Source organism: Campylobacter sp. BCW_4338 (genome assembly GCF_001763255.1).
Classification (GTDB): Bacteria; Campylobacterota; Campylobacteria; order Campylobacterales; family Campylobacteraceae; genus Campylobacter_D; species Campylobacter_D jejuni.
Genome location: NZ_MJYJ01000015.1, coordinates 1 through 21,115, shown reverse-complemented (window position 1 = coordinate 21,115; position 21,115 = coordinate 1). Strand labels below are relative to the sequence as shown.

Annotated in this window: 20 protein-coding genes and 1 pseudogene; 8 read left to right on the top strand and 13 right to left on the bottom strand. The window is 29.9% G+C overall.

Annotated features, from left to right (window positions below):
• From AJN69_RS01615 to AJN69_RS01595, 5 genes and pseudogenes are all read right to left on the bottom strand, one after another.
• Positions 1-366: pseudogene (locus tag AJN69_RS01615) on the bottom strand (hypothetical protein); the annotation flags it as partial.
• A gap of 86 nt (positions 367-452) precedes the next feature.
• Positions 453-1,172 (bottom strand): 3-deoxy-manno-octulosonate cytidylyltransferase, encoded by a 720-nt coding sequence (gene kdsB, locus AJN69_RS01610; RefSeq protein WP_002856736.1) that lies wholly within the window; start codon positions 1,170-1,172, stop codon positions 453-455.
• Positions 1,169-2,581: a threonine synthase gene (gene thrC, locus AJN69_RS01605; protein WP_070287801.1), complete on the bottom strand. Its 1,413-nt coding sequence runs from the start codon at positions 2,579-2,581 to the stop codon at positions 1,169-1,171. The genes kdsB and thrC overlap by 4 nt, the downstream gene beginning before the upstream one ends.
• A complete protein-coding gene (locus AJN69_RS01600; protein WP_002881150.1) occupies positions 2,578-3,504 on the bottom strand; it encodes a tetraacyldisaccharide 4'-kinase in 927 nt (308 codons plus the stop codon). Before AJN69_RS01600 ends, thrC begins: the two co-directional genes overlap by 4 nt.
• A 3-nt stretch (positions 3,505-3,507) precedes the next feature.
• Positions 3,508-4,248 carry an NAD+ synthase gene (locus AJN69_RS01595; RefSeq protein ID WP_002881149.1) on the bottom strand — a complete coding sequence of 247 codons (741 nt, stop codon included), beginning with the start codon at positions 4,246-4,248 and terminating at the stop codon, positions 3,508-3,510.
• A 73-nt stretch (positions 4,249-4,321) separates the two neighbouring features.
• Here AJN69_RS01595 and AJN69_RS01590 point away from each other — a divergent pair, with 73 nt between their 5' ends.
• Both AJN69_RS01590 and AJN69_RS01585 read left to right on the top strand, forming a co-directional pair.
• The gene (locus AJN69_RS01590) at positions 4,322-4,918 is read left to right on the top strand and encodes an MBL fold metallo-hydrolase (protein ID WP_070287803.1); all 597 of its coding nucleotides are present in this window, start codon (positions 4,322-4,324) and stop codon (positions 4,916-4,918) included.
• Between the two features lie 12 nt (positions 4,919-4,930).
• Positions 4,931-5,236, top strand: coding sequence for a hypothetical protein (locus AJN69_RS01585; RefSeq protein ID WP_002867958.1), 306 nt, complete (start codon positions 4,931-4,933; stop codon positions 5,234-5,236).
• Positions 5,237-5,276: 40 nt separating this feature from the next.
• On the opposite strand, the gene AJN69_RS01580 is transcribed toward AJN69_RS01585, so the two are convergent.
• Genes AJN69_RS01580 through murJ form a run of 7 tightly spaced genes read right to left on the bottom strand, consistent with a single transcriptional unit; the run spans position 5,277 to position 13,856 of the window.
• Entirely contained in the window at positions 5,277-6,056 is a 780-nt protein-coding gene (locus AJN69_RS01580; protein WP_002852476.1) for an enoyl-ACP reductase, read from the bottom strand.
• On the bottom strand, positions 6,056-6,952 hold the full coding sequence (dapA, locus tag AJN69_RS01575; protein ID WP_052834419.1) for a 4-hydroxy-tetrahydrodipicolinate synthase: 897 nt from the start codon (positions 6,950-6,952) through the stop codon (positions 6,056-6,058). Before dapA ends, AJN69_RS01580 begins: the two co-directional genes overlap by 1 nt.
• Positions 6,945-8,195, bottom strand: a complete 1,251-nt coding sequence (locus tag AJN69_RS01570; RefSeq protein WP_070287805.1) for a pitrilysin family protein — start codon at positions 8,193-8,195, stop codon at positions 6,945-6,947. The genes dapA and AJN69_RS01570 overlap by 8 nt, the downstream gene beginning before the upstream one ends.
• A complete protein-coding gene (locus AJN69_RS01565; protein WP_002872967.1) occupies positions 8,192-9,250 on the bottom strand; it encodes a quinone-dependent dihydroorotate dehydrogenase in 1,059 nt (352 codons plus the stop codon). Before AJN69_RS01565 ends, AJN69_RS01570 begins: the two co-directional genes overlap by 4 nt.
• A gap of 31 nt (positions 9,251-9,281) precedes the next feature.
• Positions 9,282-11,024 (bottom strand): ABC transporter ATP-binding protein, encoded by a 1,743-nt coding sequence (locus AJN69_RS01560; protein ID WP_070287807.1) that lies wholly within the window; start codon positions 11,022-11,024, stop codon positions 9,282-9,284.
• Positions 11,017-12,405 carry a cysteine--tRNA ligase gene (gene cysS / locus AJN69_RS01555; RefSeq protein WP_070287809.1) on the bottom strand — a complete coding sequence of 463 codons (1,389 nt, stop codon included), beginning with the start codon at positions 12,403-12,405 and terminating at the stop codon, positions 11,017-11,019. The genes AJN69_RS01560 and cysS overlap by 8 nt, the downstream gene beginning before the upstream one ends.
• A complete protein-coding gene (gene murJ / locus AJN69_RS01550) occupies positions 12,405-13,856 on the bottom strand; it encodes a murein biosynthesis integral membrane protein MurJ (RefSeq protein WP_044779412.1) in 1,452 nt (483 codons plus the stop codon). Before murJ ends, cysS begins: the two co-directional genes overlap by 1 nt.
• 102 nt (positions 13,857-13,958) lie before the next feature.
• Between murJ and AJN69_RS01545 the strand changes: the two genes are divergently transcribed.
• Genes AJN69_RS01545 through AJN69_RS01520 form a run of 6 tightly spaced genes read left to right on the top strand, consistent with a single transcriptional unit; the run spans position 13,959 to position 19,819 of the window.
• Entirely contained in the window at positions 13,959-15,818 is a 1,860-nt protein-coding gene (locus AJN69_RS01545; RefSeq protein WP_070287811.1) for a flagellar assembly protein A, read from the top strand.
• Positions 15,794-16,345, top strand: coding sequence for a Holliday junction branch migration protein RuvA (gene ruvA / locus AJN69_RS01540; RefSeq protein WP_002881140.1), 552 nt, complete (start codon positions 15,794-15,796; stop codon positions 16,343-16,345). The genes AJN69_RS01545 and ruvA overlap by 25 nt, the downstream gene beginning before the upstream one ends.
• A 9-nt stretch (positions 16,346-16,354) precedes the next feature.
• Entirely contained in the window at positions 16,355-17,395 is a 1,041-nt protein-coding gene (locus AJN69_RS01535) for a D-alanine--D-alanine ligase (RefSeq protein ID WP_002881138.1), read from the top strand.
• A gap of 59 nt (positions 17,396-17,454) precedes the next feature.
• On the top strand, positions 17,455-17,670 hold the full coding sequence (locus tag AJN69_RS01530) for a type II toxin-antitoxin system Phd/YefM family antitoxin (protein ID WP_002852622.1): 216 nt from the start codon (positions 17,455-17,457) through the stop codon (positions 17,668-17,670).
• 1 nt (position 17,671) lies between these two features.
• A complete protein-coding gene (locus AJN69_RS01525; protein WP_002881137.1) occupies positions 17,672-18,391 on the top strand; it encodes an alpha/beta fold hydrolase in 720 nt (239 codons plus the stop codon).
• On the top strand, positions 18,392-19,819 hold the full coding sequence (locus tag AJN69_RS01520; protein ID WP_002881136.1) for a UDP-N-acetylmuramoyl-tripeptide--D-alanyl-D-alanine ligase: 1,428 nt from the start codon (positions 18,392-18,394) through the stop codon (positions 19,817-19,819).
• Between the two features lie 57 nt (positions 19,820-19,876).
• Here the strand turns inward: AJN69_RS01520 and AJN69_RS01515 are convergent.
• Positions 19,877-21,115: Cj0814 family flagellar-dependent secreted protein (locus AJN69_RS01515; RefSeq protein WP_148122940.1), on the bottom strand; the 1,239-nt coding region annotated here is incomplete at its 5' end.

Here is a 21,115-nt window from a genome sequence, read left to right as displayed (position 1 = left end):
TTTATCTACACTATAACCATAGGCTGTATTAGTAGAAGTATTACTTATATCTGCTTGTTTGTATTTTAGAGTATAAATAGAGTTTTTAAATTCACTTGATATATCATAATTAGGAGAACTTGTCTTACTACTTATACTAAAATTAGTATTATTGCTAGTATTTGTTGTATTAGTAGAATTTAATACTTCACTTCTTGCTAGAGTTTGTGAATTTGCATTTTGAATTTCATTTAACTTACTAGCATTTTGTTTTAAAAAAGCATTAGCAAAACTTATTTTAGAATTTTCTTTACTTTCTTTATTAGCTTTTGCTTGTGAAAGTATAGAATTATAGTTTGAGTTATCATTAATACTAAAGATACTCATATTAATTCCTTAATTTAGATTTTTCTGCCTTCAACCTAAATATATTAAAATAATATAAGCAAAATCTGTTCCGTTTTGGGGTGGAGTTATTTTTCTAAATAAATTTTTAAAGCCCTTTCATAGTCTTCTTTAGTATCAATCCCCATGCTTGTTGTTGAAATTTCAAGCATTTTGATTTTTTTACCATTTTCTATAGCTCTTAATTGCTCTAACTTTTCCGCTCTTTCAAGTGCAGAACTCGATAAAGAACAAAACTCTCTTAAAGCTTTGACACTATAAGCGTAAATGCCTAAATGCCCTTTAAAACTTTCCTCGTAATTTTCTCTTTCATAAGGAATTTTAGCTCTTGAAAAATACAAAGCATACCCTTCTTTATCGCAAAGCACTTTAACCAGATTAGGATCCATAGCTTCTTCTTGAGTGATTTTTTTATAACAACTCGCCATAAAAGCTTTTTTATCCAAGCAAGAACTTGCAAATTCTTTAAATTTTAATAAATTTTCACATTCTATAAAAGGCTCATCAGCTTGGACATTGATAATAATCTCATCATCTTTTAAAGCTAGTTTCTTACAAGCTTCATTAATCCTATCCGTACCGCTTTCATGATCTTTGCTTGTTAAAACCGCATTTAGACCATATTCTTTAGCGATACTTAAAACCTTTTCATCGTCTAAAGCTATACAAACTTCATCCACGCTACTTACTCTTCTTGCAGTAGCTACAAACATAGGCACTCCACCTATATCGCATAAAATTTTTTCATGAAAACGACTTGATTTTAATCTTGCAGGAATAATAATCATTTTTGCATCCAATCTAAAATTTCTTTTTTTATATTTTTGGCTTCAAATACCTTTTCATCGCTATTTTTCAAGTCAAATAAAGCCAAAATTTCATCTTTAACTTGGACATTAAACTCTTTAGCTATAAATTTTAAATCTTCTTTTTCATTCTTAGAATCCCTATCATATAAAGCTTTTATCATACTTGGAGTAAATTTTGTCCATTCTGCTGTCGAAGTGATAATGCTAGGTTTTAAAGGATCAAGCATTTTAAAACAAGTTGCGGTATGCGGATCGATTAAAATTTTACTTTGTTTGATAAATTGCATACATTCTTCATCGGTGCAAAAATCTGCTTCAAAATCTTCTTGCAAACTTTGTAATTCTTCTTTTTCAAGTTTAAAATATCTCTCATTTTTTAACAAATTCATCAGTTCTTTAGTTCTTTTATCTTTAAATTTCGCAAACAAAAGTCTTTCAATATTAGATGAAATAAGTATATCCATAGCTGGAGAAATAGTCTTCTTAAGACTTTTTTCACGCAAATCATAAACGCCCTGATTAAAAAATTCACTCAAAATATTATTCGCATTTGAAGCGATTTTGATTTTTGAAATTTTAGCCCCCATTTTTTTAGCATAAAAAGCTCCTAAAGCATTGCCAAAATTTCCACTTGGAACGATGATTTGTACTTCTTCTAAAAACTCATTAAAAAGTTTTAAACTCGCATAATAATGATAAATAATCTGAAATAAAATACGCCCAAAATTTACAGAATTTGCTGCGCAAAGCTCATAATTTAAAGCTTTAATTTCATTTTGAAAATCTTTTGAAAAAAGCAATTCTTTTAAAGTGCGCTGCGCTGCGTCAAAATCCTCATCTATAGCAAAAACTTTCAAATTATCCTTATCTAAAGCTCGCATTTGCAACTCTTGAACTCCACTTGTGCCACCTTTTGGATACATACAAGCTACTTTAACATTTTTTGCATTTTCAAAGCTTTTTAGGGTTGCAGGTCCTGTATCGCCACTTGTAGCACAAATAATTAAAATATTTTTATCCTTTGAAAATTCACTTAAAAGCACGCCAAAAGGCTGTAAAGCCATATCTTTAAAAGCTCTTGTAGGCCCATGCCAAAGCTCGTTAATATAGGTTTTTTCAGCGATTTTTTGCAAAGAAATAGGTGTATTTTTATCATCAAAGCTTTCGTAACTTTTCAAAGCCTTTTTAAAAAGCTCTTCTTCGCCAAAACCAAAACTTTCTATAAGCTTTAAAGCAAAATCTTTATAAGACAAATTGGCATATTTTTCTCCTTCAAAAATAGGCAAATTTAAAGGTGAGTAAAGCCCTCCTTCTGGGGCGTTTGGGTTGATCAAAGCTTCCTTAAAACTTGATATATTATTTACATTTCTACTCTCGACTAATTTCATTGCTCAAACTCCTTGATGTAAGTTTTTATTTTTTCCCTTAATGAATCTTTTAATTCTATATTTAATTCTATAATTTGACATTTAAAACCAAAATCTTTAACTTTAACAAAATCCTTAAAAGTAAGCATTAGTGTATCGCAATTATGTTTTTTTAGCAAATTTTCTAATTCTTCTTTTTTAAACTCATAATGATCTTTAAAAAAATAACAAGCCCTTGCTTTGATAAAATGCTCATGCAATCTAAAAGGTTTAGCAATAGCAGTTACCAAAACAGCCTTTGGATTTTCTTTTACAAAAGAATAACGCACAAAATCCCTGCCTTCTAATGCAATAAAATCAGCCCTTTTTTCATAAAATTTTGGCAAACGATAAGCTCCACTTGGCAAGGTAAAATTAAAATAAGGTTTGATTTTGCTTTCAAGTAAAATATCAAATTTTTTAATATGAAATTTAGAAAAAGCATCATCAAGTACAACGATTTTAGCTCCCAATTCAAAAGCTTTTTCAATACCTTTTACTCTATCTTCGCTCACAATCACACCTTTGATATTTTCTTCAAAAGCATACTCCATAGCTTCATCGCCACTTTGTGTTAAGGTGCATAAAATTTCATTTTGATTTTTAACAACAAACAAACCTTTAGACTTTCTTTTATAGCCCCTAAGCACTATAAAAACGCCATCAAATTCCCTTGCTATAGCTTTACAAAGCGGGGTTTTTCCATTACCTCCAAAACTTAAATTACCAACGCTAATAACAGGCTTTTTAAAAACTATTTTTTTACGAAAAAAAGTATTTAAAATCGCAAAAAAAGCATAAAGCACACTTAAGGGAAAAAGTACAAAAGCAAGGCATTTTTGCCAAAAATTGGGCTTAAAAAAATAATTATCAAGCCAAAGTTCATAATTTTTTTCTTCACTCATTGTTTAAATTTCCAAAATTTCAGGCATTTTTCCCTTAAAAGCATTTTTTTGCATGCGATTTTTTAGCATAGCAATCAAAGAAGGATCAAGCGTTCTTAAAAGTTTTTCATCATTAGTTTCTAAGGCTTTTAAACCTTCATCGATTTTTACATAAGAAAAACCCAAATCCGCCTCATCGCTTTGATTTTCCCAAAGATCCGCACTTGGAGCTTTTTTGATGAAATTTTCATGCAAATTAAGGTATTTTGCTAAGGCATAAATTTCACTTTTATAAAGCGATCCTATAGGGTTAAAAGCACAAGCTAAATCCCCATAAATCGTACCATAACCCAAAAGTAATTCGCTTTTATTAGAAGTGCCTATGACTAAAGAATTTTTCAAAGCAGAATAATCATAAAGCAAACTCATTCTAATACGAGCTGCAAAATTTCCTAACGATACTAGAGTAGTATTTTCACTTTGTTTTATAAAAGCATCTAAAATGCTTTGAATTTCTATGATTTTATATTCAAGATTTAAATCCGCACAAAGCCTTAAAGCATCTTCAAGATTGGCTTTGTTTGAAATTTGAGTTGGCATTAAAAGAGCAAAAACATTCTCTTTTAAAGCTCTTTTACAAAGCGTTGCTACCAAAGCAGAATCAATCCCGCCACTAAGCCCCAAAACCACACCTTGACTTTGAGAATTTTTCACTTTTTCTTGTATAAAATCACACATTTTTTCCGTAATCTTTTGCCAATCCATAAAGCTTGCCTTTTAAAAATTTAATGTATAATTATATTTATTTAAGGCAAATTTTTCATTAAAGAGGTAAAAAATGCAAATTATCAAACAAGCTTGTGGAGCTTATGAGACAAATTGTTATATTTTATTTGGTGAGCATGGAGAAATTATCATTGATCCTGGTTTTGATGCACTAAATTTCATCAAAAAACATGTAAAAAATCCTTTAGCAATTTTAAACACTCACGGACATTACGATCATGTTTGGGATAATGAAAAAGTAAAACAAGCCTATCAAATCCCCATTTATATTCATAAAAATGATGCTTTTATGCTTGAAGATCCTTTTAATCAAGGTTTTATGCCTAGCAAAGCGGATTATTTGATTGATGATGAAAATATCATTTCTATAGGCGGACTTGACTTTAAATTTCACTTTTTACCAGGACATACACCAGGTTGCACCATGATAGAAATTGTAGGTAAAAATATCATGTTTAGTGGAGATTTTTTATTTTATAGAAGCATAGGAAGATGGGATTTTCCTTATTCAGATGCAAATTTAATGAAACAAAGCTTAGAGAAAGTTATGACTTACAAAGAAGATTTTAAACTTTTGCCAGGACATGGACAAGAGACTACTTTAAAAGAAGAACAAGTCCATTTACCCTCTTGGCTCAGATACTTTTAAGGTATATTTAAAATGGAATTAGATCAAATTTTATTATATGCTTTTATTTTTTTAAATCTTTTTGCCCTTTTTGGTTTATTTTTGGGAAATAAAAAGAAAAATCAATTTAACGATAAAAAATTTTACAAAATCTGCCCATGTAAAAAAATGGCAGAAAATGGATCTTTAAGTACGATTTGTATTTATTCAGCTGTAGGGGGATTTTTTTATAGTGTATTGTCTATAGGTTTTATAGGTTTTGGTAATTGGACCTTAAATTTTATTTTTTTACTTGCATTATTAAGCGTTTTTTTAGGGTGGAAATTAAAACTTGATTAAAAAATATTTTTAAGAAAAATCCATTGATTTTTCTTAATTTTTATTTAAAAGTTGTACCACCATCAACGATGAAAGTATGTCCCGTCACCCAACTTGCCTTACTTGAACAAAGAAAAAGACATGCTCCGGCTAAATCTTCAGGCTGCCCCATGCGATTTAAAGGGCTCAAATTTATAGTAGCCTGTTTTACTTCTTCATAATTTGTAAAAGCTCTTAAAGCATCAGTTTCAATAGGCCCACCACTTACGACATTTACACGGATATTTTTTTCTCCAAGTTCAGTAGCCGCATATCTTGCCATAGCTTCTACAGCGGCTTTTGCTGTACCATGGCCTGAATAATTTTCTATATACACTAAATTTCCCGTAGATGAGATAGAAATAATACTTCCACCCCCTACTTTTTCCATCCTTTTAGCTGCTTCTTGTGCACCCACAACAAAAGCATTAACTGTGGCTGTAAAGATGTTATTAATTCCTTTTGGTTTTAATTTCATAAATTTAGTATAACCACCTACAACCGCACGTCCTGAAATGATAGCATTTGAGATAAAATAATCCACCCTATCAAAATCCACATCAATTTTTTCAAAAAGTTCTTTATAAGTTTCAGGTTCTAAGATATTAAATTCATAAGCTCTAGCTTTGATTTTATAATTTTTCTCCAAATCTTGCACCATTTCATCAGCAATTTGCGCATTAGAATTATAAGTAAAAGCTATATTTGCACCCACTTTAGCAAATTCATAAACTATAGCTTTGCCTATCCCGCGAGTTCCACCGCTGATTACTAAAGTTTTTCCTTGAAATTCTGTATTCATTAAAATCCTTTGATCTTATATTTTTTCATCACTTCTTCAATTTTAGCAAAATTTTCCTTACTTGGAGGACAAAGAGGAAGTCTAAACTCCAAACTTTCTATCAATCCAGCTATATACATAGCCGTTTTAATAGGAATAGGATTACTTTCGCAAAATAAAATTTTATTGATATTATAAAGCTCATCATTGATTTTTTTAGCTTCTTTATAATTTTCATCTAAAGCAAAATGAGTTAAAGCGCTAATCATATCGGGTAATAAATTTGAAGTTACTGAAATCACTCCCTTTCCACCATTTGAAAGTATAGGATAATTGATCGCATCTTCTCCCGAAATAAGCATCATTCTAGGTTCGTGTGCAAGCAAATCCACACACTTATCGATATTTCCACTCGCTTCTTTTACTCCATAAATATTTTCACAATCTCTAAAAAGCTTGATAATAGTATCTGTTGAAATTTCACAACCTGTTCTTGCTGGAACATTATATAAAAGCACAGGAATATCTACACTTTGCGCAATAGCCTTATAATGCTCGTAAAGTCCTTGTTGTGTAGGTTTATTATAATACGGTGCCACACTTAAAATCCCATCAGCACCATGTTCTTTAGCAAATTTAGCCAAACCCACTGCCTCATGAGTTGCATTACTTCCCGCACCTGCTAAAACCTTAACCTTAGTTCCTTTGCAAGTCTCAACGGCTATCTCTATACAAGTTCTATGTTCTTCATGAGTTAAAGTTGCACTTTCTCCTGTTGTTCCTACTGGAACTACTGCATCGATGCCATTTTCTATTTGTCTTTTAATCAATCTTGCATAACTTTGCTCATCAACTTTTCCATTTTTAAACGGTGTAATAAGGGCCGTCATTGCCCCAATAATAATATTTTTATCCATTTGAATCCTTTCTTAGAATTACCGTAGTTGAATTTTCTTGAATAAAATATTTTTTAGCACAAGAAATCAAATCTTTTAATTCCAAATTTTGTATATCTTTCTCATAATTTAACAAAGGATCGATATCCCCTCTTGCTAGATATGAACCATAAATATTTGCCACTGCACTAGCATTGTTAAGTGAGAAAATAAAATCACTTTTGACATTATTTTTCACTCTTTGCAAATCTTTTTGAGAAATTTTACCCATTTTAAGTTTATCAATGATTTTTAAAAGCTCTTTTTCTACTTTTTCTGCATTAACATTGGGGTTACAATTACAAATAAAAATAAATAAATTTTCATCTATACAATCATTAACATAAGCATAATAATCATTGATTAAATTTAATTTATCAATCAAAATTTCACTCATTAAAGAACTTTTTCCACTTCCTAAAAGCTCGGATAAAGCATTTAAAGCAGGTATATCTTTGTGCTTGAAATTTGGAATTTTATAAGCAAGGGCTAATAGTTCAGTATCTGAGTTTTTATGCAAATATATTCTTTTTGCTCCATCTTGCTTAGGCTCTTTTGTGTGAATTTTAGGTATAGTCTTAGTATTTTTAATCTTTTCAAAATGTTTTTTTGAAAGCTCAAAAACTTCTTTACTTTCTATATCGCCACTTACAAGTAAAATCGCATTTTTAGGTTGATAGTAAATACTGTGAAATTCTTTAATATCTTCAATGCTCCAATTTTCTATATCCTTAAAAAAACCTATAGGAGTCCAATGATAAGGATGATACATAAATGCGTGATTGAAAAGTCTAAAATAAAGATATCCCAAAGGATTATTATCTGTTCTCCATCTACGCTCTTCTAAAACCACTGCTCTTTCAGGCTGAAATTCTTCATCTTTTAAATTTAAATTCGCCATAAGTTCCGCAAAAAGCTCTAAAGCTTTATCTAAATTTTTCTTCGCACATTTAATATAATAATGAGTATAGTCAAAACCTGTGCTTGCATTATCCACACCACCAAAACCCTTAACAATCTCATCAAATTCGCCAGCTTTTAAATTTTTAGTACTTTTAAAATTTAAATGTTCTAACATATGAGCTATGCCACTTTTTCCCATGATCTCATTTCTTGAACCCACCTTATAAAAAATATCAACGCTAATCACATCGCTATTTTTATTTACAGGCAAAGCATAAACTTCAAGCTTGTTTTTTAATTGAATTTTTTCATAAGCAATCATTTTAAATTTACCCCAACAGCTTCGCTAATGTGTAAAAAACCATCTTTTCTTAAAAGCTCTATAAGATTTTGATTGATATTTTTTACCAAAGAAGGACCTTTAAAAATCAAAGCTGTATAAACTTGCACCAAATTAGCCCCATTTTTAATACGCTCATAAGCAATATCAGCACTATCAATCCCTCCACTTGCAATAAGCAAGGTTTTACCAAAAAGAATCTTAGCTACTTCTTTGAAAAAAATACCACTTTTTTCCGTAATCAGCCTTCCGCTAATACCACCAAAAGTACGATTATTATCTAACAAGCTATAATCAACACTGGTATTGGCTAATATAAACCCATCTGCACCTTTTTTAATGGCATTTTCACATAAATTTAAAGCATCATCTATTTTCATATCAGGAGCAATTTTTATCAAAATAGGCTTAGAAGTGATTTTTTTGGCTTCTTCAAGCAAGGTATTTAAAAAATCATCATTTTGCAACTCTCTTAAATTTTTAGTATTAGGAGATGAGATATTAACGATAAAATAATCACACAAATCCTTAAAATCTCTAAACAAAGTAAAATAATCCTCCAAGGCTTTGTCATTTGGAGTGATTTTATTTTTCCCTATATTTACCCCTAAAGGCAAAACAAAAGGATAAGTTTTTGCAAGCCTTAAAGCAATCTTTTCAGCACCTTCGTTGTTAAAACCCATAGCATTTTGTATACTTTCTTGTTTTACAAGTCTAAATAGACGTGGCTTTTCATTGCCTTCTTGAGGTTTTGGAGTAAAAGTTCCCACTTCTAAAAAGCCAAATCCTAAAGCACTCAAAGGTCTTATCATAGTGGCATTTTTATCAAAGCCTCCTGCTAAACCTACAGGATTATTAAAATCAAGTCCAAGTAAATTTTGTCTTAAACTCTCATCATCAACTATATATTTGTGTGCTAAAAAACTTAAAGCTCCTGGAAAACTGGCACTTAAAGCTCTTAAGCTATATTCAACCAAAGCATGTGCATGCTCAGGGTTTAACTTAAAAAGTAAAGGTTTTATCATTTCATAAGCCATTTTTTAATCCTTTTTAAAATTCTAACTAAAATTAACTAAAGCTAGGCTTTGTTTTTTCTTTGCTTTTAAATTTTTGGTATAAAGAACAAGTTTGCAAAAGCTCTTCATCTTTACCTATTGCCAATACCTTGCCCTTATCCAATACTACTATTTTATCTGCATTTTCTATAGTGCTTAAACGATGTGCAACCACTAAAATCAATCTGCCTTGTTTTAAGTTTTCTATAGTTTTAACTATTGCTTTTTCACTTTCATTATCCAAAGCTGAAGTTGCTTCATCAAAAATAAGCACATCAGGATTTTTATATAAAGCTCTAGCGATTGCTATTCTTTGTTTTTGCCCTCCACTTAAGTTCTTACCATGTTCTTTTACTTCAGCCCAAATCCCGCCCATTTCTTTAACAAATTCATAGGCATTGGCCAATTTTAAAGCTTGGATAACTTTTTCTTCTTCTAACTCTTCGCTATAAGCAATATTTGCAGCAAAACTATCATTAAAAAGATAAATATTTTGTGTTACAAGTCCTATTTTAGCATGTAAGCTTTCTATGGTAAAAGTACTAATATCTTCTTGATTGAGTAAAATTTTACCTTTTTGCTTTTCATAAAAATACATCAAAAGATTAATAATAGAAGATTTACCACCCCCACTTGTCCCTACAAGAGCAAGCATTTGCCCTTTAACAAAATCAAAATTTACGCCTTTTAAAACACTTTTATGCGGGTTTTCATAAGCAAATTCAACATTTTCAAAGCTAATTTTTTCAATGTTTTTTAATTCTTTGCTTCCACCTTTAATTTGAGGTTCTAAATCCAATAAATAAAAAGTTCTTTCACTTGCCGCAACAGCACCTTGAAGTTTTCCATATAAAGACGAAAGACGCTTTAAAGGAGTATATATCGCAAAAAGTGCCGAAACAAAACTGATAAAACTTCCCACACTCATAGAACCATTGATAACCTCTCTACCCCCTACAATAATCACCACAGCAACCCCAACAGAGCCCATCATATCCATTAAAGGACTTGTAAGTGCATCAATACGTGCGGATTTTAGGTTTAATTTACATAAAGTATCATTATGCTTAGCAAATTTATCACTTTCTTTTTTTTCATTATCATTAGCTTTGATCAATTCAATATTTGAAAAAATTTCACCCAAATAAGAAAGTAAATCCGAATTTGTTTCTTGTATATTTCTTGCATATTTTTTAAGTTTTTTAGCAAACCACACCAAAGGGAAAATAGCTAAAGGCAAAATCACTAAAGCAAAAAAAGCCAAAGTAGGACTTTGATACAAGACTACCGCAAGCAGTCCTATAGCAGTTAAAAGCTCTCTAAAAAAATCAGGAATAATGTTTGATACTATGCTTTGAAGCGCATTAATATCATTAGTGCAACGACTTACAAGCTCCCCACTTCTATAGCGTTTAAAAAAATCCATATCCAAGCGTAAAATATTTTTTAAAACCCTAGCACGCAATACTCTTAACATATCTGTTCCTATAAAGGAAACATAAAAACTTTGCAAATAAGTTCCAAGATTTTTAAAAAAATACATCAATACTAGCAAAAAAGGCACTGTATAAAGTAAAGCTTCATTTTTTTCAACGAAAATATAATTTAAAATAGGCTCTAAAGCATAAAAACTTCCAGCAGTTCCTCCGCTTGCTAAAATCATACCAAAAATAGCTATAGCAAATTGCTTCCAATATCTTTTATAAAAGGGCTTAAAGCGTATTAAAACCTCTTTTAAATTCATCTCATTATGCATTTATTTTCTCCCAAATTGTTCCATTTGGAGTATCTAAAAGAGTGATTTTTTTATTACTTAGTTGTTCCCTTATTGCATCAGCTGTGTTAAAATCTTTGTTTTTCTTAGCCTCAGTTCGTTCTAAAATTAACTTTTCAATTTCTTCTCGTTCTTCTTTGCCTACACCCCATTGAAAATATAAAGTTGTATCCATAAAACCAAAGCCAAAAATTTTAGCTAGCTCACTTAAAGCTTTTTTGATATTTTGTTTTAAAATTTTATTTTTGCTTTCTTTATCCAACTCTAAATTTGCATTACTTATAAAATCATCCAAAAGAGCTAAGGCTTTAGAAATATTTAAATCATCATTTAAAATCTCTAAAATTTGCTTAGCAATTTCGCTTTTTATTTCAATATCATTTAAAACATCAAAATCAGAAATTTCACCTAAATCCAATCTTTTTTTAAGGCGATAAAATTTATCTAAACGTTTTTTAGCATTTTCTAAATCCGATAAAGAATAATTAAAATGAGATCTATAATGAGAACTCAAAAGATAAAATCTTAGAGCCTCGCCCATAAATTCTTTTAAAGCATCTTTTATGAAAAAACTATTATTTAAACTTTTACTCATTTTTTCACCATCGATTTTTACAAAACCATTGTGAAGCCAAATATTTGCTAATTTTCTCTTACATCCACAACGACATTGCGCAGCCTCATTTTCATGATGAGGAAAAAGCAAATCTATCCCTCCAGCATGTATATCAAGAGTATTTTCAAAAATAGAATCAATCATAGCAACACATTCAGTATGCCAACCCGGACGCCCTTTGCCAAATTCACTTTCGTAAAAATTTTCATCAAATTTCCAAAGCACAAAATCGCTTTCATTTCTTTTTTGCACTTCATTACTTAAACGAGAGATATTTTCTTCTAAATTGCGATTTGATAGGCTTAAATATTTTTCATCTTTACTTGTATCAAAATAAATTCCATCTTCTAGAGTATAAACAAACCCATCCTTGGCAAGCTTTTTAATCAAATCAAGCATAGCTGTTATATAATGCGTTGCACGAGGCTTAAAATCGGGATCTAATACATTTAAAATCCTCATATCCTCTTCATAACTTTTGATATAAAATTCCGTAATTTCCTCTAAAGTTTGACCACTTTGAGCCATTTTTTTCAAAATCTTATCATCAATATCTGTATAATTTCTAGCAAATTTTACCCTATTGCCCTGAGCAAGCAAAACCCTACGCAAAAGATCAAAACAAACACCACTTCTTGCATGTCCTAAATGTGCATCATCATAAACCGTAGGCCCGCATAAGTAAATACTAATATCTTTTTTATCAAGTTTTATTTTCTCTTTTGTTACACTGTCTAATAATCTCATTAAAAAACTCCTTTAAAACTTGTAAAAATTCCTATAAAAAAACTTAAAATATAAGGTTTAATCAAAATAAGTAAGATTGTAAAAACAATCAAAGCAACTATAACCAATAAGCAAATTTTAATAGATATTAAAGCAAAAAATTTCTTAAAACCAAATTCTTTGATATTAGCTCCAAGCAAATAAAAAGCACTAATAGAGCTTGAAAGTGCTACTGCAATAACCTTTAAACTTTCATCTTTAATCAAAAATATAAAAGCCATAGAACATAAAGCACTGATAATTAAAGATTTTAACGCGATACAAGCTGCTATTTTTTGTTTAAATTTTGCATAAAGCCACAAAGAAAAAAGCTTTTGCAAACCAAAAGGTAAAAGCCCTATAAGATAAGCAATCAAAACATAAGCCGTAATCACACTATCTTCGTGAGTGAAATTTCCTCTTTCAAATAAAAGCTTTGAAATTTCCAAAGCAAACACAGAACCTACAATACTAGAAGCAATAAGCAAAATGCTTAAAAGCGCTAATGCTCTTTGCATAAATTTTAAGGCTAAATTTTCTTGACCACTTTTTAAATGTTTTAAAATTTTTGGAAAAGAAACTTGAGTTAGAGCGATAGCAAAAAGTGCAAGGGGGAGTTGGAAGACACGATTTGCATAATAAAGATAAGAAATACTCCCGCTCATTAAAAAACTAGCTATAGTTGTATCAAGCAATGAGCTAAATTGAGTCGCAGAAGAACCTAAAACTCCATGAAAAAAATTGCCATAAAAACCTTGTAATTTCGCCTTGGCTTTTTTAAATTTTATACTTAAAGCCATAGCACGGATTACAGGATTGTTTTTTAAAACAAGCAAATGTAAAATAAGCTGTGCCACCCCACTTAAAACCGTTGCATAAGAAAAATAATAAAGTGTATTTTGCGGTGCATTTTTATCCACAAAAAAAGCAGCTATAACAATACTTAAGTTGAATAATGCCGCAGAAAAAGAGGTAATGAAAAATTTTTGTCTATAATTTAAAATAGCTCCTAAAAAAGTAACTAAAAAAATAAAAAACAAATACCAAAAATTAATCGCTACCAAAGGAGCTGCTAAAGCTATAGTATCTGCGTTAAATCCAAAAGCAAAAAGCTTGGTAAAAAAAGAAGAGAAAAAACTTACCAAAAGACAAAATAAAAAAACTATAAGGCTAAATTGCATCATTACACTAACGCAAAAAGCTCCCTTTTTTTTCGCTTTTACGAAATTAGGCAAAAAGCTTTGTCCAAAAGCCCCTTCTGCAAAAATTCTTCTAAAAAAAGCAGGCATTTTTAAAGCCACAAAAAAAATATCACTATAAAGCCCTGCTCCTAAAAAAAGCGCTATTAAAACATCTCTAGCAAGCCCTAAAATTCTTGAAAATAAAATTCCTAAAGCATTGATAATAAAATTTTTAAATACTAAACTCTTCATTAAATTTTTCATAGATTTCAAAATATAAAGAGAACTATTTTAACTAAAATTGATTAAAAATTGACTATAATTACATTCTTAATTTTTTACAAGGGGAAAGTTTTGACTTTGGATGAAAAAATTATTGCCTATACAGAAAATCCAGCTCGAGAGCTTTTAAGTGTAGCTTCACGAACAAACCTTAACTTAAATGAGCTTGATTTTAATTTATTGGCATTTTCTACACAATATCGTTTTGGAGATTTAGAATGGGAAAAAATCTCTGAAAAAGAATTAACTCTTTTTGATAAAGATGAAATTTTTTTAAAAAATGATCTTCAAATCAAGCAAGAATACAAAATAGAAATTTTCCATGGTATAAACCAAAGCAAAGCATCTCAAGCAGTCAAACTAGTTGCGAATAAAAATTTAACCAAAATAGTTGCTCAAATTGATTTTGCAAATTTAGACTTTCATGAAAAACTAGCACTAGAACTTTTGCAAAATATTTATAAAAAGATGTTGAAACTTAAATTTTTAATAGGTATCCGCATTTTTGATTTTAAGAAAAATTTAATGTCTTTTTGCAATCAACATAAAAACACCCCTTTAAATAAAACTATACAAATCACCGTTGCACAAGGTATTGATCCTATAGAAAGTCAAGATGAATCCCTGATCTTGACTTATAAAGAAAAAACCAAAAACTACACTATCGATGAAAAACGCTCAGGTATTATTGTTGTTGATGAAAATGAAGTTGTTTTAAAACACGCCAAATTTAAACAAGGTAAAGAAGGAAAAGACTTAAATTTACACACCTTAAAAGTTTTAGCCGCAAATGAAAATAAAGTTAAATTTTCTTGTTCTTCGGCTTTTAAACAAGTAGAGCAAGATGGATACACAGAATATATAGCTTTAAAAAAAGGTTATGTAGTACAAGATGGTGAAAAATTTGATATTGCCAATGAACTAGATTTTAATGGGGTAGATTTTAAAAATATAGGGATTATAAGAGCTGGACTAGACAAAAATGTCAAAATCAATATAAAATTTCTTTCAGAAGTAAAAGATGCTGTAAATTCTGGTGTTGGGATAGAATGTGAAGAATTAAATGTAGTCGGAAGCGTAGGAAGCAACACTCAACTTAATGCCACCAAAATGAAAATTGAAGGCACTACACACTCTAAAGCCAAAATTCAAGCCAAACAAGCCTATATAAAAACTCATAGAGGATTTGCGGAAGCCGAAATTTTAAATATAGATTTGCTCGAAGGTGGAACAATCAAAGCCAAAGAAGTGAGAATTAAAAAAAGTTTAGGCGGAAATATACAAGCTGATAAAATCTATATAGAAAATTTAGAAAGTAATAATTCTTGTGTGTTTTTTGAAAACACCACAATAGAACGCATTAACGGGGATAACAATAAATTTCATGCTAAAATTAAAACTCTTGATAAAAATTATGATGAAGAATTTGCGATTTTAGGAGAGCAAATTTCTAAGTTAAATCATAAAATAAATAAAATAAGACAATACATTTTATCAAGTAAAAATGGAATTTTAAGCGTTGAAAAAAAGATAACAGAACTTAAAAATCAAGGTCAAAATGTTCCTGTACAATACGAAAAAGCCCTAAAAGATTTCTCTTTACAAAATCTTGAATTAAATAAACTACAAAATGAAGAAAAAGAACTTCTTGAACGCAAAAAATCTTTACAATTAGAATTAATCAATTTACAAAAAATGCTTTTTGAAGCAACTTTTATAAATAAAAGTGGCAAATGGACTGATATGAATGAGATCAAATTTTCACTTCTAGAGCCTAAAGAAGATATTTTTTACTCTTCATTTGTTAATGAAAGTGCTAAATTTATAGGCATTAAAAAAGTCATACAAAACAACCAAGAAAGTATAGAAATACATAAAAAATTAGATTATGAAGAAAAGGATATAGCATGGTTGTCGGCATCGAAGGAATAATCACAAAAAAAGAACCTACTTTTATCATTGTTAAATGCGCTAGTGGTTTAAGCTATGGGATATTTATTTCGCTTTTTTGTTCTGCTAAAATTCAAACTCAAGAAAAGCATGAGTTTTTTATTACTCAAATCATCAAAGAAGATTCTAATAAATTTTATGGTTTCTTGGATAAGGACGAGCAAAAAATGTTTGAAATGCTTTTAAAAGTCAATGGAGTGGGTGCAAATACTGCTATGGCAGTATGCTCTAGTCTTGATGTAAATTCTTTTTACAGAGCATTAAGTTTAGGCGATGAAAGTGTGCTTAAAAAAGTACCTGGCATAGGTCCAAAAAGTGCAAAACGCATTATAGTAGAACTTTCTGACACAAAAACCAAACTTGAAAATGTAAGCGATGATAAAAGCGAAGCCTTAGCCGCACTTCTTACTCTAGGCTTTAAACAAGAAAAAATCATAAGTGTTTTAGCAAGTGCTCAAGCAACAAGCACAAGCGAACTCATCAAAGAAGCTCTTAAAAAACTAGGATAAAGGAATAAAATGAAATTTGCAATACTTTTTGGCGGAAATTCTTATGAACATGAGATCAGTATAGTAAGTGCTGTGGTACTTAAAAAAGTTATCAATCAAAATTTAGAATTTATTTTTTGCGATGAAAAAAGAAGGTTTTATCATATCCCAAGTGAAAAAATAAATTCTAAAACTTTTAGCACCAAAGCTTATAAAAAAGAAAAAGAACTCTTCATCAAACAAGGAGGTTTTTTTAGCAAAGGTTTTTTAAAAGAAAATAAACTAGAGTGCGAATGCGTGATCAATCTTATCCATGGTAGAGATGGAGAAGATGGAAAAATTGCAGCTTTATTTGAGTTTTATTCTATTAAATTTATAGGACCTAGGCTTGAAGCTAGTGTATTATCTTTTAACAAAGAACTTACCAAACTTTATGCCAAAAGCGTTGGAGTAAAAACACTTGATTATACCATGCTAAGAAAAAATCAAAACTCTAAAGAAAAGCTTAGTTTTCCTTGCATTATCAAACCTGCAAGACTTGGAAGTAGTATAGGTATTAGCATAGTAAAAGATGAAAAAGATTTAGAATACGCCAAAGATGTAGGTTTTGAATTTGATAATGATCTTGTAGTAGAAGAATTTAAAAACAATATCAAAGAATACAATCTTGCAGGATGCATGATCAATGATGAGTTTGTTTTTTCTATCATAGAAGAGCCAAAGAAAAAAGAATTTTTAGACTTTGAACAAAAATATCTTAGCTTTTCAGGACACAATGAGCTTATAGAAGCAGATTTAAGCGAAGAATTAAAAGAAAAACTCAAAGATAGCTTTAAAAAGATTTACAATCCTTTGTTTAAAGGTGCTTTAATACGCTGCGATTTTTTTATACTGGATAATGAAGTATATTTAAATGAAATCAACCCAAATCCTGGTTCTTTGGCTAATTATCTTTTTAAAGATTTTAATACCACTTTAAACGCTTTAGCTGATCAAATTTCACTTGAAAAAATGATAAAAATCAACTACAACTTCCTTCACTCCATCAACGGACAAAAAGGAAAATTATAAGCTTTTAAGTCAAAATACGCTAAATTATACATAAAATTTAGCGTATTTTAGGAAGAAAAATGCTCTCTTTTAAACAAGATGAAATTTACACTGCCACTGAAGTGGTAAGAAATTTTAGCCCCATTATGGAAAAACTTAAAAAAAGTGAAAGTGGAAAAATAGTTATTTTAAAAAATAACAAATTTGAAGCTGTAATGCTTAGTATGAAAGAATTTGAACGCTTACAAAACGCCATGCAACTTTTAGAAAATATCTACAAAAATCAAAAGGCTTAAAATGGCTCAAACTCAACTTTCTTATAAAAACAAAACTTATCAAATTTCTTATGAAATTTTAGGTGATCTTTCCTTACCGCAAATACTTATCTTACACGGCTGGGGAGCTAATAAAGAACTTATGAAGCAAAGTTTTTGTCCTTTTTTAAAAGATTTTTGTCAAATTTATATGGATTTAGCAGGTTTTGGAAATTCAAGTGTGGAAGAAATTTTAAACACTCAAGATTATGCCAATATCACAGAACTTTTTTTAAAACAAAAAAAACTCAATATCTGTTTTTTCATGGGGCATTCTTTTGGTGGAAAAGTAAGCACCCTGCTCGCAAAAGAAAAAGACATCCTAATCTTACTTTCAAGTGCGGGAATTTTGGCTAAAAAATCCCTAAAAGTGCGTTTTAAAATCCGTATTTTTAAAATTTTAAAACTCTTTGGTTTGGGGAAATTTTATCGCTATTTTGCTAGTAAAGATGGAGCAAATCTTAGTCCTATGATGTATGAAACCTTTAAAAAGGTTGTTGATGAGGATTTTAGTGAAATTTTTGCCAAGCAAAAGGCTAAAAGTTTGATTTTTTGGGGAAAAAGCGATGAAGCTACGCCTTTATATTGTGGCGAGAAAATGCATCAATTTTTAAAAAATAGCACTTTTTATCCTTTAGAGGGGGATCATTTTTTCTTTTTAAAACATTCTGCTTTCATAGCTCAAAAAATTAAGGAAATTTAAATGCTTATCAATACTCTTTATTTTATCAATTCTTTATTTTTTAATTTTTGTATAGCTTTTTATCTTATGAGTGCTTTACAATGGTATTCTTATAAATTTAAGCGCGTGTTTTTTCATTATCATAAACCTTTGTGGCATTTGTATTTTTTATTTATTCCTTATTTTTTATTCTTAGCTTTTCCTTTATACTCTTTGGCATATTTTGCATTGATCCATACTTCGATTTTGTACTTTTGGAACAAAGGTATAGATAAAAAGCTTGTTTTTACAAGCAAGGTCAAATGGTTTTTTGTTTTTGTTTTTGTTTATAATGCTATTTTTGCTATCCTTGCTTTGCGTTTTTCTTTTCTTTTTAATCTTTTTAGTCTTCCTTTTGCTTTATTGAGTCTTAAAATTTATGAGTTTTTTACAAATTTATATTATAAAAAACAAGCCAAAGCCAAACTAAGAGCCAATGAAAATTTAAAAATCATACTCATTACCGCAAGTTTTGGAAAAACAAGTATTAAAAATTTTCTATACGAACTTTTAAAAGATAACTTTAAAAGCTACAAAACACCACGCTCTGTCAATACCTTGCTAGGTATAATTGCTGATATCAATACCAATTTAAGCCAAGATACTCAAATTTACATAGCTGAAGCAGGTGCTAGACTTAAAGGCGATATTGATGAAATCACTCGTTTTTTACAACCTCACATCAGCATAGTAGGAGAGATAGGCAATGCACATTTAGAGTATTTTAAAAGTGTTGAAAATATCCGCTCAACCAAACTTGAAGCCTTAAATTCCAAAAGATTAGAAAAGGCTTTTTTACACTCTAGCACCCAAAAAGAAGAAGATAAACTCATCAGCCTTTATGATGATAAATTAAATCTTATTCATTCAAGTCTTGAAGGTTTAGAATTTAAAGTCGATATAGAAAATAAATCCTATGATTTTAAAAGTCAAATTTTAGGGGATTTTAACGCGCAAAATCTTTGTGTTTGTATACTTTGTGCTCATTATCTTGGTATAAAACTAGAAAAAATTCAAAAGCAAGTTTTAAATATAAACTCCGTAGAACATCGCTTGCAAGTGCTTTCAAGAGAGCCTAAATTTATCATAGATGATGGTTTTAATGGAAATTTTAAAGGTATGAGCACAAGCTATGAACTTTGTAAAAGCTATAAAGGACGCAAAGTTTTAGTAAGTCCTGGTATAGTAGAAGTAAGCGAAGAAGAAAATATAAAACTTGCTAAAATCATCAATGAGTGTTTTGATCTTGCTATCATTAGCGCACAAATCAATGCTGAAATTTTCAAAAAAGAGTTAAAAATAAAAACCATTATACTTAAAGAAAAAAGCCAGCTAGTTCAAACTCTAGCTAAAGAAACAAAAAACGGAGATTTAATACTCTTTTCAAACGATGCGCCTAGTTTTATGTGATTCGTATAAGTATTTGCAAATGTCATCATTTTCAATTTGACTTCGTGCAAATACTTCCTAAACCCTAGTTTGTCCTATAAGATTATTAAGTCTATCCATTATAGAATTAACATAAGAATTGATACTTTCACTACTTGCTTTCCAGCCGTTAGCCTTTGCTTGATTAAACTGATTATCAAACCAAGCTCCACCATTGCCTATGTATATATTTTGCCATTTAGCTCCTGTTTCCATTGCGTATATACTCGCATCAAGCCAGCCATCTTGTGCATAGCCTTTTAATAAACTTGCAAAATCAACCTTGCCCGTCATAATGTCGTCTAAGGAAACACTAAAAGAAGGATTTGCTTTCATTTCTAGCTCAAGTTTTGCTTCACGAACTTTTGCTTCAGGACTCAAAACAACTTGATTTGGAGATGGAAAAGGTGGATAGGATTTTAAAAAGCTCATAAATAAAGCTTCCTTAGAATAACTTCCATCTTCATTTTGTGGATAAACTGACATATCAGGATTAAATTCACCTTCATTTGAAGGTCCTTGCTCCATACTTTGTGGAGAAAAGTCAAGTTTCATAAGGTTCATACCCAAATTCATAGTAGAATACTTAATCGCTTGTGCTTCGTGAAATTGTTCCGCATTAAATATATTTTTTACAATTTTTTCTTTGTTTTCATTACGACCATAATTTAGTCCTTTTGGTAATTGCTCTAAATCAGCTTCGCTAAAACTTGTTTTATTATTTGGAAATGCACTGATTACTTGATTAAAACTATTATAATGGGATTTAACAATAGAAGCCATATCAAAACTATCATAATAGTTTCCACTGGTTTCACTAGCCATACCATTTTGATTAAATCTTTCTATCTCATCCAAAGTAGATTTATGTATTTTAAAATCTTCAGGTAATCCTGCAGCTTTGTTAAAATCACTTCCCATATAGCCATTTTTATCTACACTATAACCATAGGCTGTATTAGTAGAAGTATTACTTATATCTGCTTGTTTGTATTTTAGAGTATAAATAGAGTTTTTAAATTCACTTGATATATCATAATTAGGAGAACTTGTCTTACTACTTATACTAAAATTAGTATTATTGCTAGTATTTGTTGTATTAGTAGAATTTAATACTTCACTTCTTGCTAGAGTTTGTGAATTTGCATTTTGAATTTCATTTAACTTACTAGCATTTTGTTTTAAAAAAGCATTAGCAAAACTTATTTTAGAATTTTCTTTACTTTCTTTATTAGCTTTTGCTTGTGAAAGTATAGAATTATAGTTTGAGTTATCATT